Annotated in this window: 13 protein-coding genes and 1 riboswitch; of the genes, 7 read left to right on the top strand and 6 right to left on the bottom strand. The window is 58.6% G+C overall.

The genetic code is table 11. From position 1 onward, the window contains the following. The first annotated feature begins 75 nt into the window (after window positions 1-75). From secA2 to HMPREF2935_RS05300, 5 genes are all read left to right on the top strand, one after another. Window positions 76-2,367 carry an accessory Sec system translocase SecA2 gene (gene secA2 / locus HMPREF2935_RS05320; protein WP_062040727.1) on the top strand — a complete coding sequence of 764 codons (2,292 nt, stop codon included), beginning with the start codon at window positions 76-78 and terminating at the stop codon, window positions 2,365-2,367. 98 nt (window positions 2,368-2,465) lie between these two features. Further along, window positions 2,466-2,897 (top strand): oxoglutarate dehydrogenase inhibitor Odhl, encoded by a 432-nt coding sequence (gene odhI, locus HMPREF2935_RS05315; RefSeq protein WP_062040730.1) that lies wholly within the window; start codon window positions 2,466-2,468, stop codon window positions 2,895-2,897. Between the two features lie 39 nt (window positions 2,898-2,936). Further along, the gene (locus HMPREF2935_RS05310) at window positions 2,937-3,683 is read left to right on the top strand and encodes a transcriptional regulator FtsR (RefSeq protein ID WP_062040733.1); all 747 of its coding nucleotides are present in this window, start codon (window positions 2,937-2,939) and stop codon (window positions 3,681-3,683) included. Window positions 3,684-3,775: 92 nt separating this feature from the next. After that, window positions 3,776-4,414 carry a bifunctional nuclease family protein gene (locus HMPREF2935_RS05305; protein ID WP_070732272.1) on the top strand — a complete coding sequence of 213 codons (639 nt, stop codon included), beginning with the start codon at window positions 3,776-3,778 and terminating at the stop codon, window positions 4,412-4,414. Between the two features lie 117 nt (window positions 4,415-4,531). Next, window positions 4,532-5,110: a MerR family transcriptional regulator gene (locus tag HMPREF2935_RS05300; protein WP_141748361.1), complete on the top strand. Its 579-nt coding sequence runs from the start codon at window positions 4,532-4,534 to the stop codon at window positions 5,108-5,110. A 345-nt stretch (window positions 5,111-5,455) separates the two neighbouring features. On the opposite strand, the gene HMPREF2935_RS05295 is transcribed toward HMPREF2935_RS05300, so the two are convergent. The 4 genes from HMPREF2935_RS05295 to gndA all read right to left on the bottom strand — a co-directional run bounded on the left by HMPREF2935_RS05295 (window position 5,456) and on the right by gndA (window position 10,212). Continuing rightward, window positions 5,456-6,313, bottom strand: coding sequence for a VWA domain-containing protein (locus HMPREF2935_RS05295; protein WP_061922558.1), 858 nt, complete (start codon window positions 6,311-6,313; stop codon window positions 5,456-5,458). 71 nt (window positions 6,314-6,384) lie between these two features. Beyond that, a complete protein-coding gene (locus HMPREF2935_RS05290) occupies window positions 6,385-7,248 on the bottom strand; it encodes a hypothetical protein (RefSeq protein WP_061922555.1) in 864 nt (287 codons plus the stop codon). Beyond that, window positions 7,248-8,648, bottom strand: coding sequence for a DEAD/DEAH box helicase (locus tag HMPREF2935_RS05285; protein WP_062034990.1), 1,401 nt, complete (start codon window positions 8,646-8,648; stop codon window positions 7,248-7,250). The genes HMPREF2935_RS05290 and HMPREF2935_RS05285 overlap by 1 nt, the downstream gene beginning before the upstream one ends. 118 nt (window positions 8,649-8,766) lie before the next feature. Further along, the gene (gene gndA, locus HMPREF2935_RS05280; RefSeq protein ID WP_070732270.1) at window positions 8,767-10,212 is read right to left on the bottom strand and encodes an NADP-dependent phosphogluconate dehydrogenase; all 1,446 of its coding nucleotides are present in this window, start codon (window positions 10,210-10,212) and stop codon (window positions 8,767-8,769) included. A gap of 43 nt (window positions 10,213-10,255) precedes the next feature. On the opposite strand from gndA, the gene HMPREF2935_RS05275 reads away from it, so the two are divergent. Further along, a complete protein-coding gene (locus HMPREF2935_RS05275; RefSeq protein ID WP_235591039.1) occupies window positions 10,256-10,717 on the top strand; it encodes a PaaI family thioesterase in 462 nt (153 codons plus the stop codon). Window positions 10,718-10,769: 52 nt separating this feature from the next. Here HMPREF2935_RS05275 and corA read toward each other — a convergent pair whose 3' ends face one another. Then, window positions 10,770-11,843 (bottom strand): magnesium/cobalt transporter CorA, encoded by a 1,074-nt coding sequence (corA, locus tag HMPREF2935_RS05270; RefSeq protein WP_070732269.1) that lies wholly within the window; start codon window positions 11,841-11,843, stop codon window positions 10,770-10,772. A 108-nt stretch (window positions 11,844-11,951) separates the two neighbouring features. Here corA and HMPREF2935_RS05265 point away from each other — a divergent pair, with 108 nt between their 5' ends. Next, window positions 11,952-12,551 carry a class I SAM-dependent methyltransferase gene (locus tag HMPREF2935_RS05265; RefSeq protein ID WP_070732267.1) on the top strand — a complete coding sequence of 200 codons (600 nt, stop codon included), beginning with the start codon at window positions 11,952-11,954 and terminating at the stop codon, window positions 12,549-12,551. 28 nt (window positions 12,552-12,579) lie between these two features. Here the strand turns inward: HMPREF2935_RS05265 and thiD are convergent, their stop codons facing one another. Further along, entirely contained in the window at window positions 12,580-13,422 is an 843-nt protein-coding gene (gene thiD / locus HMPREF2935_RS05260; protein WP_070732265.1) for a bifunctional hydroxymethylpyrimidine kinase/phosphomethylpyrimidine kinase, read from the bottom strand. After that, a riboswitch (TPP riboswitch) is annotated at window positions 13,410-13,507 on the bottom strand. Its footprint overlaps the gene before it by 13 nt. Window positions 13,508-13,531: the final 24 nt, after the last annotated feature.

The raw sequence follows: 13,531 nt of genomic DNA, 5'->3' as shown, positions 1-13,531 counted from the left end.
GGCCACAGAGGGTTATCTAGAGTCGGTAGAGTTAAAGATTTACTAAGAAGCTTTTCAACAGTAACGGAGACGAACATGGGTGCATTTGGCTGGTTCTGGAAGGCCATGGGTGCGCAGACCGAGCGGAACGATAAAAAGTCGAAAGCCATCGTGGATAGATCCGGTGCTGTGACTCAGGAGCTTTCCGCGCTTGACGACGCCGCCGTGGCACAAGCCGCCCGTGACTCCGTGCGTGAGGGTGAAATCGCAGATAAAGCGCGATTTTTGGCAGCCCTTGCCGTGGCCAGCGAGCGTACGCTTGGCATGCAACCTTTCCATGTCCAGTCCCAAGCGGTGTTGCGCCTGCTTTCTGGAGACGTCATTCAGATGGCCACTGGTGAGGGCAAGACCCTCGTCGGAGCCATGGCCGCAACCGGCTTTGCGCTGACCGGTAAGCGCGTCCACCTTGTGACGGTAAACAATTATTTGGCCGATCGTGATGCTGAATGGATGCGCCCGCTGGTCGAATTTTTTGGCCTCACCGTAGACTCCGTGACGGAGAAGATGGATGCCGCGCAGCGTCGCAAAGCGTATTCCTGCGACATTATTTATGCCCCAGTCAATGAGCTCGGCTTCGACGTGCTGCGCGATAACCAGATCACCAGTCGCGAGCAGACCGTGCAGGCGCGAGCCGACGTCGCTTTGGTAGACGAGGCTGACTCTGTTTTGGTCGACGAGGCCCTGGTTCCGTTGGTACTGGCAGGAAACCGTCTAGGGGAGGCTCCCACGGGGCACATCACCAATGTGGTTTCGCGTCTTCGCGAGGACTTGGACTATGTCATCGCCGAAGATGGCCGTACCGTTGCTTTGACCGATGATGGCGCGGCACGCGTCGAGCGCGAGTTGGGCATTGACTCGCTGTATTCCGAGGACAACATCGGAACGATTCTGGTCAAAGTGAATCTGGCTTTGCACGCCAAGGCCTTGCTGATTCGCGATATCCACTACATCGTTGTAGATGGCAAGTTGCAGCTAATCGACGCCTCCCGCGGCCGCGTTGCTGACTTGCAGCGCTGGCCGGACGGCCTGCAGGCTGCGGTGGAAGCTAAGGAAGGCCTTGAAGTCTCCGAGGGTGGCCGCATCCTCGACACGATCACTCTGCAGGAGCTGATGCGCCGTTACCCAACGGTGTGCGGAATGACCGGCACCGCGGTTGAGGCGACTGACCAGTTGCGTCAGTTCTATGATCTGCGCGTTTCTGTAATCGAGCGCAATAAACAACTCCAGCGTTTCGACGAGGCCGACCGCATTTATGCCACGGTCGAGGAGAAATCGAAGGCTATTGTCGACGAAATCGTGGCCCTTAACGCTACTGGCCAGCCGGTTCTCGTGGGCACGCACGATGTCGCGGAGTCGGAGGATTTAGCCGAGGCACTTCGCGAACGCGGCGTCGAAGTCAGCGTGCTCAATGCCAAGAACGATGCTGAGGAAGCCCGCATCGTCGCCGAAGCCGGCGATATCGCACGCGTGACTGTCTCGACGCAGATGGCCGGCCGCGGTACAGACATCAAGCTGGGCGGTGCTACTGAGGCTGACCGCGAGAAGGTTGCGCAGCTGGGCGGTCTCGCCGTCATCGGTACTTCGCGCCATCGCACCTCCCGCCTGGATAATCAGCTGCGTGGGCGTGCTGGACGCCAAGGAGACCCAGGCCTGTCGTTGTTCTTCGTGTCTTTGGAAGACGACGTCGTCAAGCAAGGTGGGGAGGACGAAGCCCTCTCGGCGCAACCGGACGAAACTGGCCGTATTGAATCCAAGCGCGTTGCAGGCTTTGTGGCGCATTGTCAGCGCGTAACCGAAGGTCAGCTGCTGGAAATTCACGCGCAGACATGGAAGTACAACCAGCTGTTGGCGGATCAACGCGTCATCATCGATGAACGCCGAGCGAAGCTGCTTGACACCGCACAGGCCTGGGAGGAGTTAGCTGAGCGCGCTCCCGAACGTGCCGCGGAGCTTGTCGAACTTACCGCAGAGGTAAAGGAAAAAGCCGCCCGGGAAATCATGCTCTACCATCTCGACCTGGCGTGGGCCGACCACCTAGAGCTGATGGACGATGTCCGTGAGTCGATTCACCTGCGCGCGATCGCCCGTGAGACGCCGATCGACGAATATCACCGCATTGCGGTCCGCGAGTTCAAGGAATTAGCGCAACGCGCCGTGGAGGAGTCGGTGGCTACCTTTAAGTCGGTGGACATTGATGAAAAAGGTGCTCACATGGAAGATTCGGGGCTTGCGCGGCCGAGTGCCACTTGGACCTATATGGTCTCTGATAACCCCTTGTCTGGCGGAGGAAATTCCGTACTTAAAGGAATCGGTAATATTTTCCGTTAACGTAATTTATGAAACAAATCTGGTGAGGATGCTCGCGGAAGCGGGCGAGTCGCTAGTATGGAATAAGTCAACATTAATCCGACACTTCGGAGGTAAAAATGAGCGAGCATACCGGTACGCCGGAACCGCAGGTAGAAACCACTTCTGTATTCCGTGCAGACCTTCTCAAAGAGATGGAAAACGGCGCTGCCGCCGGTAATGGCACTTCCGTTGCAGGTGCGGAAAACCTTTCCGAGGGCCAGGCTCTCCTCGTTGTAAAGCGTGGTCCGAATGCAGGTGCCCGCTTCTTGTTGGACCGCCCAACCACCACCGCGGGCCGTCATCCAGAGGCAGACATCTTCTTGGATGATGTCACCGTTTCCCGTCGCCACGCTGAGTTCCGCGTGAACGAGGGCGAGTTTGAGGTCGTCGATGTCGGATCCCTGAACGGCACATACGTCAACCGCGAGCCGCGTAACTCCCAGGTTCTTCACGTGGGTGACGAGATCCAGATCGGCAAGTTCCGGCTGGTCTTCATCGCCAATCAATAAACACGTTTCGAGTCTTCAGAGAAATTCAAGAGAAGTATAGTGAGCGCAGCACAGTCTAAGGCCGCGGCCCTGTGGAAAGGGGCCGCTAAGGCCAAAAAAGCCAAGACCATGTCGATCGGCGTAGTCCTAGAGCAACTGAATCAGCAGTTCCCAGACGTCACCGTGTCGAAGATTCGATTCCTTGAATCTGAAGGTCTAATCACGCCGCAGCGTACTGCCTCTGGTTATCGTCGTTTCACTCAGGAAGACGTTGACCGACTTCTCTACATTCTCACCACTCAGCGTGACAACTACACTCCGCTGAAGGTCATCCGTGAGCAGCTGGAAGCTATGGATTCCGGCCAGGTCACTGCAATCGTTTCTGCTGGCAAGGCAGAAACGTTGCTGAGCCCGGACCAGTTCCGTGCTCCGGTTATTACGCGTCTTACTGACGCAGAGGTTGCTGAGCAAGCAGGCTCCACTGAGGCGGAGGTTGCCGGCCTCGTCAAGATTGGCCTGATTAGCCCAGACGCATCGGGATTCTTCGATGCGGATGACGTCTCCGTAGTATCTGCCGCAGTGGCTCTTAAGGCATTCGGTTTTGAAGAGCGTCAGCTGAAGTCGCTGCGCAACAATGCCCGCCGTCAGGCAGATCTCATCGCGCAGGTTGCCTCCCCGGTGGCCAACTCCAACTCGGATACTGCCGTGCAGAAGGCCGAGGAATTGTCACAGCAGATGACCGCACTGGTTGTCTCGCTGCACGCGACCATGGTCAAGACTGACCTGCGTCACGAATACAACTCCTAGATTTCCCGATTTCGCCGCTAGCGCCTGGTGCTAGCGGCCCACATTAAGCTCTCTGTCACCACGCAGCGGGCAAATGTGGGAGAGTGGAGAGCATGGGAAAAATTAGTCTTGAGTTCCACGGCATCCACGTTATGGAGCCGGAAAGCGAACTATGCGCTCTTATGCGCTGGGTAGAAGGAAACCGCATCCTTCCCGTTTGGCTCTCGCAACTAGAAGGCGCGCGCGTCATGCAGCGCCTCGACGGTTATAGCGAAACCCGCCCCACCACACACGACCTTCTAATCGAGCTCATTGAGCAACTCGGTGGCGTGGGTTCCATTGAGATTGTTAACTATTACGAAGGCACCTTTATGGTCGACATCGTCGATGCGGCGGGTGAGGCGCACGATTCAAAGCTTAGCGATGCTCTGGTGGTTTCGGAACACTTCAATGTGCCAATCACTGTAGAAAAAGAGCTGTTGTCTAAAGTTGCCGTCTTTGTCTCGGATGACGATATGGATGCTTATTTTGACTTCCATTTCGATCCGCCCGCCGACGATGTTGGTGAGGAAGTGGCGGAAACGTCCAGCTCAGATAGCTCCGCTTCAGGTAATCCGCAGGCAGATGCTGATTTCGAGGCGATGATGCGCTCGTTGGGTGTCTCTGAAGAGGACTTTTTTGAAACGGAAGTTAAAAAAGAATCTAATGACACGCGTGTGACTAATGATGACAATGGGGACGAAGAAGTCTAAAGTAAAGCTAGAGAGTTTGGCCAAGCCTTAGCCTCTAGCCTTGACGGGGTTAGGGCCGTGGCCTTTAATTAAGCCTTAGAGGCTTCCAACAAACCCCATTGGAGTAATTACGTGAGCATCAACGAGAACCTAGACGAGTACAACGCCTCCCACGGCGCAGGCAAGGGCTACGTGCAAGAGTCGCTCTTCGACGTCGGACCGGACGAAGAGCTCGGCTACCGTGTGCCGATCGCCTGCCAGGTAGCCGGCATTACTTATCGTCAGTTGGACTACTGGGCACGCACCAATCTGGTCAACCCGTCCATTCGCAACGCTCGTGGCTCAGGCTCCCAGCGTCTGTACTCCTTCAAGGACGTTCTGGTTCTCAAGATTGTCAAGCGTCTGCTCGATACCGGTATTTCCTTGCAGAACATTCGCCTGGCAGTTGAGTCCCTGCGTGACCGCGGCGTTAACGACCTTGCAGAGCTGACCCTCGTCTCCGACGGAACCACCGTTTACGAGTGCCGCTCCAACGATGAGGTCATTGACCTCCTGGCAGGCGGCCAGGGCGTTTTCGGCATCGCGGTCCCAGGCATCCTGAAGGAGCTTTCCGGCACTATCTCTTCTTTCCCGGCAGAGCGCCTGGACGAATTCAAGGACGAGACCGTCATTGGCATCGACGAGCTGGCTGCACGACGCAACCGCAAGTCCTCCTAGGTCCTAGGCCGCGTAAAGCGGCTTTGCTCCCGTGGGAACCCGCGGGGCAGTTTTAAGACGCTTACAGTCCCCAACTCGAGCTCACGTGAGTTGGGGACTGTAAGCGTTTGAGCGTTTTCTCTTATCTGTAGAACGGGCTAGTAAAGCATAAGCTCTGAGCGCACGGCAGCCGGATTTCCAAATGGTGAGGACTCGACGTAAAAGCTGAGCTAGATGTATAGCGCTGATGTTGGTGTTGCGCGACCTCACCATCTGATCCTCACCATTTGGACCTCACCATTTGCAGCGAAAGACGGAGACGCTACGGGGGGAGGCCCCGAGGTGGCGTAAGGCCAGCAACGGCGATTAAACTCCTGCGGCTTGATTTAGGGCTTTCTCGAGGGCGGACTGGTCGGCAGGGTCGGTAACTTCGGTGAAGGAATCGGCGGCGTCGTCAAGCACTGCGTCTTTTTCCCCAGGGCCAATATGCACGACGGAAAGCGAGACGTTGTCGCTCTTGGCATCGGCGAGAGCTTGCTGGAAAGTTGGATCATCCATGTCTTGGGCCGTACCGGTGGTAACGAGCAGAACCTTGGCCTTTTGCTCGGTGCCTGCGGCTTGGTCGGCTGCGTTTGCCACCGCTGCGGTCACGGCGCTGCGGGTCTGCGGAACGCCGCCGGTTCCAAACTGCTGCAGGGCAAAGGCCACTGGGGCGGCCTCCCCATAGCCGATGTTCTGGCGGTAGCCCACCGTCGCGGTCTCAGACAGTGGGGAAGAATAGTTCCACAGGCCTACCAAACCTGACTTTTCGCCAAGCGCGTTGGCGGTGTTGCCCAAGGCCTGCGTTACCTGGTTGAAATACGGTGCCAGACCCTCGGAGGTATCGAGGAGAACCAGGGTATTTTCGGCGAACGTGGCAGGCTTATTTTCCTCTGGTTGCTTCTCCGCGGAAGAAGGAGCGCTTTCTGAAGACTCAGGCGCAGAGCTTGCGGCGGCGCTGCTTTCTGCTTGCTCATCGCGCGCGGCAGCATCAGAAATTGCTGCGCCTGATTCCTCGGCTGGCTCTACTGCGGAAGACGCTGCTGCAGTGGCGGTCGAGGCGTCATCGTTGCCGCGGAAAAGGAAATAGGCGCCGACGGCGAGTGCGAGGATCAACGCTGCAAGGAGGGCCAATACCCAGCCTGCCACTGCGAATGTGTTTTTGCCGTTGGAATGTCTTGCCACGAAAGTTCCTTCCACACTGGGGCGGTAATAGCCGTTCTCACAACCGGATATCGAGCCTTAAGGAGGCCACATTAACGGTTGCTAATTGTAGCCGCCATGGCTTCGTCAACAATGGCGACAAGCCGTTGACGCAATGGTTTGGCTTTCTGGGCTAGCCCGCGCTGGCGCTCCACATATTCCGCCTTGCCGGCCGCGGTCTCGATTGGGACCACGCCGAAGCCCCAGCCACGGCAATCATAAGGTGAGGCCTCCATGTCGAGTGTTCTGGCTTCGATGGCAAGTTCCAGCGTTTCGATGAACAGTTCGCCTGGAACCAGCGGGCCGAGTTTCCAGGCCCACTTGTAAAGGTCCATCGTGGCGTGGACGCAGCCGGCCTGGTCGCTGTCTGGTTGGCCCTCACGGGTCAAGACCGTGAGGTTGAGCGGGCGCGCAGGCTCCGTGAAAAATCGGAAAGCATCATAGTGCGTGCAGCGAATGCGATGGGATTCCACTACCTCGTTGGTGCGTTCGGCACCAAGGCGTAGCGGCAGGTTATGGCGCGGTGAGTCCGTCTTGTAGACCATGGCCCACTCATGTAGCCCGAAGCAATCGAACTGAGCCGGATTCGTGGTTGTTTTAGCCATCAGGTTGCGGATATAAGTGATGGAATCGCCCCGCCGTGCCCAGAAGTTTCCCAGGTCAAGGGTTACGCCTTGCTCTGTGCGATGGTAGTCGCGCCATTCCTCATGCGGGATCGTGCCCGGCGTGCCGGCGAGCGTGACGTTAAAGCCAGGGTGCCAACGGCGCAAATGCGAGGGACGCACCGGATAGTACTCGAAGAGGAAGTCATAAACCGGGTGATAGTCACCGGGATGGCGGAACTGGGCTAGCAGCTCGTTGGCGCGGGAGACGTGGGCGTCATGCCGTGTCCGCCACTCCTGCTCAGTCAGCAGCATTAGCGCTGACCACCACCTCGGCGGCGAGAACCACCTGGCTTTCCGTTGCGGGAGCGGTAGCCCTTGCCGTTGCTCGAGGCTCTGCGGTCTGTAGAGTTGCGGCCCGAGCCCTTCTTCGGCTGATTAGGCTTACCCTGCGAGCCTTTCCGGGATCCAACCGGCTTTTTCTTCCCGCCTTGCTGGGAAGATGCATTCTGATTCGGTGGAGGAAGGGGGCTACCGCTTGGCTTACGCGCGCCGGTGATCTTGGCTAGCTCTGGGGCACCGGCGGGGGTGGGGCGATCGCTGAGATCGAGTTCTGCTGCCGCAACGCCGGCCTTCTTGATGAGCTTGGCAACTTCCTCACGCTGTTGGTCCATAACTAGTGTCACCACGGCACCTGATTCGCCGCCGCGCGCGGTACGGCCAGCACGGTGCAGATAAGCCTTGTGCTCAGCTGGTGGGTCAACGTGGACGACAAGGGAAACGTTCGCGATGTCGATGCCTCGGGCAGCGATATCGGTAGCCACGAGCACCGGCACGGATCCGTCGGCGAAGCCCTCAATCGCCTTGGTGCGTGCACCCTGGCCCTTATCGCCGTGCAGTGGAAATGCATTGATGCCCACACGGCGCAGCTTCTTGGCTTGGCGGTCGACGCCATGCTTGGTGCGCATGAACATGATCGTCTTGCCCTCACGTGCGGCGATTCGCACGACGACGTCGTTTCGCGCGTCGCGGTCGCCCACGAATACCAGGTGGTGTTCCATCGTGTCCACGGCAGCCTCAACAGGCGCAGTGGAGTGTGTTACTGGGGAGTGCATGAACTGGCGCACCAGCTTGTCCACGTCTCCGTCCAGCGTGGCAGAAAACAGCAAGCGCTGGCCGTCGGCAGGCGTGAGCTTTAAAAGCTTGCGCACCTGCGGCAGGAAGCCCATGTCCGCCATGTGGTCAGCCTCATCGAGCGCTGTGATGGAGACGTCCTCCAAGGAGAGCTTGCCCTGGTTGATGAGGTCCTGTGCACGGCCCGGCGTGGCAACCAAAAGGTCGACGGGACGTGCCAGAGAACGGATGTGATGATTGATGTTCACGCCGCCGACCACGGAAAGCACGCGCAGGCCCAAGGCATTAGCTGGGTCGTTGAGGCGCTCGTGGATCTGGGTGGCAAGCTCGCGGGTGGGCGCGAGCACTAAGCCGCGTGGCCGGGCAGGCTTCGAGGCGCCGGATTGAGCCAGGCGCGCGAGCATCGGCAGACCAAAGGTGAAGGTTTTGCCGGAGCCTGTCGGGCCGCGGCCAAGCACGTCCTTGCCAGCGAGCGCGTCAGGGATAGCCGCCTGCTGGATGGGAAAAGGTTCGGTGATGCCCTGTTTGTTGAGGACACACACGATTTCTTGCGGTAAGCCGAGTTCGGCGAAAGTAGTCATTGCCTTAAATCTTAGTGGCCAACGCTTCTTAGACCGCAATCCAGGCAAAGCAAAAGCGCTAGGCATCCTCCGCTGAAGAAGAGAACCTAGCGCCTTGAAAGAAGGCTGAAAAGCCTTTTTACATCTCAGTCAGGCTGCGGTCGCCGGACCACTCGATGTGGAAGGTGCCTTCCTTGTCCACGCGCTTGAAGGTGTGCGCACCGAAGAAGTCACGCTGACCCTGAATCAGCGCAGCCGGCAGACGCTCAGCGCGTAGGCTGTCGTAGTAGGACAGGGAAGAGGCGAATACCGGCACCGGCAGACCCATCTGGGTTGCGGCAACGACAACGCGACGCCACGGAGCGATGAGTTCGGCGAGCTCGCCCTTGAAGTATGGGTCGAGGATGAGAGCAGGCAGCTGCGGGTTGGTGTCATAAGCCTCGCGGATGCGATCCAGGAACTTCGCGCGGATGATGCAGCCGCCGCGCCAGATGGTGGCAAGATCGCGTGGGTCAACGTCCCAACCGAACTGCTCGGAGCCAGCCTTGATCTCATCGAAGCCCTGCGAGTACGCGATGAGCTTGGAGGCGTAAAGGGCACGGCGTACGTCCTCGATGAACGCCTGCTTGTCGACATCCGAGGGGATGAGGCCTGCTGGCAGCTCACCGTCTTGCGCAGCTGCGCGCTGAGTAGCAGAAGAAGACAGTGCGCGGGCGAAGACTGCCTCTGCGATGGCGGTGACTGGTACGCCGAGCTCTAGGCCGTTGATGGCGGTCCAGCGGCCAGTGCCCTTTTGGCCGGCGGCGTCCAGGATGACGTCGACAAGCGGCTTGCCCGTTTCTGGATCGTTCTGTGCGAGTACCTCAGCGGTGATCTCAATCAGGTAGGAATCGAGGTCGCCGGAGTTCCATTCCTTGAATACCTCAGCGATTTCTGCCGGCTCCAAGCCCGCGCCGTAGCGCAGCAGCTGGTATGCCTCGCCGATGACTTGCATGTCGGCGTACTCGATGCCGTTGTGGACCATCTTGACGAAGTGGCCAGCACCATCCGGGCCGATGTGGGTAACGCACGGGGTGCCGTCGACTTCAGCGGCGATGGACTCGAGAATTGGGCCCAGAGTCTCCCAAGATTCAGCCGGACCACCCGGCATAATGGAAGGACCGTTGAGAGCGCCCTCTTCGCCGCCGGAGATGCCCGCGCCGACGAAGTGCTTGCCCTTGGCAGCTACTTCCTTCTCACGGCGCATTGTGTCCGTGTAGAGGGCGTTGCCGCCGTCAATGATGATGTCGCTTTCATCCATGGCTTCTGCCAGCTGGTCGATGACTGCATCGGTAGCCTTGCCCGCCTGAACCATGATGATGGCCTTGCGTGGGCGCTCGAGAGAAGCGACGAAGTCCTCGATGGTCTCGGAAGGGATAAAGTTGCCTTCAGAACCGTGCTCTTCGATGAGCTTGTGGGTCTTTTCCGGGCTGCGGTTGTAGACGGCTACGGTGTTGCCGTTGTGGGCAAAGTTGCGGGCCAGGTTGGAGCCCATAACAGCCAAGCCGACAACGCCGATGTGGGCGAGTTCAGTCTTTTCAGTCATGGGCTCTATCCTACGTCAGAGTTTGCAGCTACTCTGTCATGGCATGAGCCAAGAAAACCCAGACAAGTTTGAACTCATGGCGAAAATGGTCGCCACCGTCCAAGAACGCCCGCTTTCCGCCGAGGAACTCGCGATTTTCAACGCCCACAACCACGGCTTTGGCGAGCTGCTCGGCCTGGATTTTACTTTTGTCTCGAAGGACGAAGTACGTGCCCAGCTTGAGGTCAAGCCTGAGCACCACCAGCCGTGGGGCGTTGCCAACGGCGGCCTTTATTGCTCCATCGCGGAATCCGTGGGCTCCATTGCATCCTTCGTTGCAGCGGCTGCACCGGTCGTTGGAATCAACAACAATACTGACTTCATCCGCTCAGTGTCTGACGGAATTCTGGAAGCCGTGGCAACACCAGTACAGCTGGGTCGGCGCACTCACATCTGGTGCATTGAGATGCGCCAAGCCGGCAAACTCATTGCGCGCACGAACCTGCGCACGATGGTCAACCCATAGTGCTGCGGACCCTAGGGAATGCTGTGTACTCCCTAGGGCGTTTGTTTCAGCCCTAGAGCCAGTGGTTGCGGCGGAACCACCACCACATGACCGCGACCACGAGCACCATGACGCCTAGCGCCATGAAGTAGCCGCCGCCCCAGTGCAGTTCCGGCATGACATCGAAGTTCATACCGTAGATGCCGGCGACCAGGGTAGGGGCAGCCCACATGCCGACCACCGCGGAGATGGTGCGCATGTCGCTGTTTTGCTGCATGGTCACCTTGGCAACGGAGGCGTCGATAAGCGAGGTTAAGCGCTCGTCGAAGCCCGCAACCTGGTCCTTGACCACAAGCTCGTGGTCGTTGACGTCGCGCAGGTAGGAACGGATCTGCTTGGAGATGAGATCCTTGTGATCATTGGTCATGGCCTTTAGCGCTACCGAAAGCGGGTCAATGGCGTGCTTCATCTCCAAGATCTCACGCTTAAACATGTAGATCCTGTCGATGTTGAACTTGGTCTGCGGGGTAAAGACCTCTTCCTCGATCTCATCGATCTCTATTGCGATGAGCCGAACGATCTCGGAGTAGCGGTCCACCAGCATATCCAGAATCTTCCAGGCCATGGCCACGGGGCCGAGCTCGACCAAGTCCTGCTCATCCTGCACCGTGTACGCGAGGTTCGGCAGCTTAGCCGAGTGGCGCACTGTAATGATGAAGTTATCGCCCAAAATCATCTGGACCTCACCAGTGGAGATGATCTGACGCTTATCGGCAACCTCATCGTGGTCGCGGTAGTTGACCGAGCGAGCGACAACGAAGAGCTGGTCATCATAACGCTCCAGCTTGGGACGCTGGTGCGCCTGAACGGCGTCTTCCACAATCAGCTCGTGAATACCGAACTCGGAAGCGACCTTCGTCATCTGGGATTCATAAGGCTCATGCAGACCCACCCAAACGAATCCGCGGCCGTATTCCTCGACGGTCCGGAGTGCGGAGTGAGGGGTGAACTCGCCCGGTAGTGCCTCGCCGTCGACGAAGACACGGCAGTGTTCTATCGCGCGCTCAGCTGGAACGGAGAAAGTGCGGGAGGAACTAGGAGGATCGTTTCTCTTGCGTGGCCTAAAGGGCGACGGGACAGACGGCATCGTTTCAGCCTCCTTCACTTCTATAACGTTTGCGCGCCAAAACAGGTTCGGCAGGCAGTTTTACTTAGCGGCTAAATCCTACACTGCTTAGGGCATATACTAGTTTTCATGCCTACCTGGAAAGAAGTAACCGCAGCTAACCCCGCGCACTCGGAGAATTTCGCACGCAAATGGAAGATGCTTGCTGCGCAGGGCAAAGACATCCACGGTGAAGCACGGCTTGCCGACGCCATGGTGGAACGCGGCTCTCGCATCCTCGACGCCGGCTGTGGCACGGGCCGCCTAGGCGGCGAGTTGGTGAGCCGCGGCCACACGGTGGTGGGCGTGGACGTGGACCCGATCCTGATTTCGCATGCCGAACATGACTTTCCGGATGGCCAGTGGGTTGTCGGCGACTTGTCTGAAGACGAGATTCCCGAAGGCGACTTCGACCTTGTGGTCTCCGCGGGCAACGTCATGACCTTCCTGGCAGTAGACGGCCGTGAGGCTGCACTGCGCAACATCTACAACTCCCTGCATTCCGACGGCCGCTTCGTCGTCGGTTTTGGTGAGGGCCGCGGCTGGGCATTCGATGACTTCCTGACCCTGGCTAAGGAGGTGGGCTTCCGCGTAGACTTCCTGTTTTCCTCGTGGGACATGAAGGTATTCAAGGAAAGCTCCACTTTCCTGGTGGCGGTTCTCACGCGCCCGGGCGCTGACCTTCTCTAAAACGCGCTTGAGTAGCTGATACGAGCTGCTAGAAAAGCCCCGCGAGGCGTCGCAGCATATGGCCATGGTCCACCGGGCCGTGGCCTTTTCCTACGTTTAGGGCATCTGCGTTGGCAATCGCCTCGTGCAGCCAAACGGTGGACCATTTCAAGGCGCTTGCTAGATTTTCGCCGGCGCCAAGGCGTGCGGCTAGCGCCGAAGACAGTGAGCAGCCAGTTCCGTGGGTGTTCTCGGTCTCTACGCGCGGGCTAGAGACCCGCGCCAGGACACCCTCAGCGTTCACGGCAGCGTTTCCGGCATCGCCGGATGGCAGGTGGCCGCCTTTGACGATGACGGCGGTGCCGGTATCAGCAGCCCAGCGCTGGGCGATGTCCGTAGCCTCCTCGAAGGTCTGGGCCTGCGGAGCATCTGTGAGCACCGCGAGCTCCTTCAAGTTCGGCGTAATCACGGTGGCCTTGCGGCACAGCTGCCGCACTGCGGCCTCAGCTTGCTCGTCCAAGAGGCGATCGCCACTCGTTGCGACCATGACCGGGTCGAGAACAACCGGCGTGGAAGGTGCTAGCTGGTCTAGAAACTTATCCACGGAGACGGTGATATCTGCATTGCCGAGCATGCCGATTTTGACGGCGTCAACCGTGACGTCGTCAAGCACTGCGTCCAACTGGGCCTGTAGGAACTCCAGCGGCGGCGTGTGCACCGAGCGCACGCCCTGTGTATTTTGCGCCACCAGCGCCGTTACCACGGACATGCCATAAGCACCCGCAGCCATAAACGCCTTCAAGTCCGCTTGGACGCCGGCGCCGCCTGTCGGATCCGTGCCCGCAATGGTCAATACGCGCGGCAAACTACCCCGTGGATGAGAATTCTCCACAACTATCCCTTCGCTAGTGCTAACTAAGTGCAGGTTCTAAGGGTCTAATCTCAGCCGCAGGCCTGCGGCACCCCTTGTTGTAGAAGTGAGATTAACAAAGACTGGGAGT

This window comes from Corynebacterium sp. HMSC076D02 (genome assembly GCF_001813815.1).
Lineage (GTDB): Bacteria > Actinomycetota > Actinomycetes > Mycobacteriales > Mycobacteriaceae > Corynebacterium > Corynebacterium simulans.
The sequence above is the reverse complement of the archived record's forward strand: the minus strand, read 5'-3'. Positions and strand labels throughout refer to the sequence as shown.

Excerpts from the sequence above, each read along its gene's own strand:
- corA (WP_070732269.1), bottom strand. The coding sequence starts at position 11,843 with ATGCCGTCTGTCCCGTCGCCCTTTAGGCCACGCAAGAGAAACGATCCT.
- odhI (WP_062040730.1), top strand. The coding sequence starts at position 2,466 with ATGAGCGAGCATACCGGTACGCCGGAACCGCAGGTAGAAACCACTTCT.
- HMPREF2935_RS05305 (WP_070732272.1), top strand. The coding sequence starts at position 3,776 with ATGGGAAAAATTAGTCTTGAGTTCCACGGCATCCACGTTATGGAGCCG.
- HMPREF2935_RS05265 (WP_070732267.1), top strand. The coding sequence starts at position 11,952 with ATGCCTACCTGGAAAGAAGTAACCGCAGCTAACCCCGCGCACTCGGAG.
- HMPREF2935_RS05290 (WP_061922555.1), bottom strand. The coding sequence starts at position 7,248 with ATGCTGCTGACTGAGCAGGAGTGGCGGACACGGCATGACGCCCACGTC.
- HMPREF2935_RS05275 (WP_235591039.1), top strand. The coding sequence starts at position 10,256 with ATGAGCCAAGAAAACCCAGACAAGTTTGAACTCATGGCGAAAATGGTC.
- secA2 (WP_062040727.1), top strand. The coding sequence starts at position 76 with ATGGGTGCATTTGGCTGGTTCTGGAAGGCCATGGGTGCGCAGACCGAG.
- HMPREF2935_RS05285 (WP_062034990.1), bottom strand. The coding sequence starts at position 8,648 with ATGACTACTTTCGCCGAACTCGGCTTACCGCAAGAAATCGTGTGTGTC.
- gndA (WP_070732270.1), bottom strand. The coding sequence starts at position 10,212 with ATGACTGAAAAGACTGAACTCGCCCACATCGGCGTTGTCGGCTTGGCT.